Here is a 295-nt window from a genome sequence, read left to right as displayed (position 1 = left end):
TTTAGTTTCTCTTCAGCATCTGTAGACATTGAGCGAAATTTATACATATAAAATTCTCTACCACTTTTACCAACCCTAGCTTGTTTAAAAAATACAGTTCCCTTCGGATCCTCATATTTTATCAACAAAGTAACAATAATAAAGATTGGAAACAACAAGATTATTCCACATAATGCACCAATTATATCAACAAAACGTTTTGTTACTAAATATCCTTTACGTACATTTATTTCTTTTGTGTCTAAAACTCTATTTTTTTCCTCCAATACATCTTCACGTGATACTTTTACCAAGC

General features: G+C 29.8%; 1 protein-coding gene. It reads right to left on the bottom strand.

Annotated elements, in window-relative coordinates; translation table 11 throughout:
- The coding region (locus MR113_RS27640) for a sugar transferase (RefSeq protein ID WP_242257504.1) at positions 1-293 on the bottom strand (293 nt) is incomplete at its 3' end.
- Positions 294-295 lie beyond the last annotated feature (2 nt).

It is taken from the genome of Bacillus cereus group sp. BfR-BA-01379 (genome assembly GCF_022663605.1).
GTDB lineage: Bacteria > Bacillota > Bacilli > Bacillales > Bacillaceae_G > Bacillus_A > Bacillus_A mobilis.
Note: the sequence above shows the minus strand (reverse complement) of the source record. Positions and strands in the feature narration are given on the sequence as shown.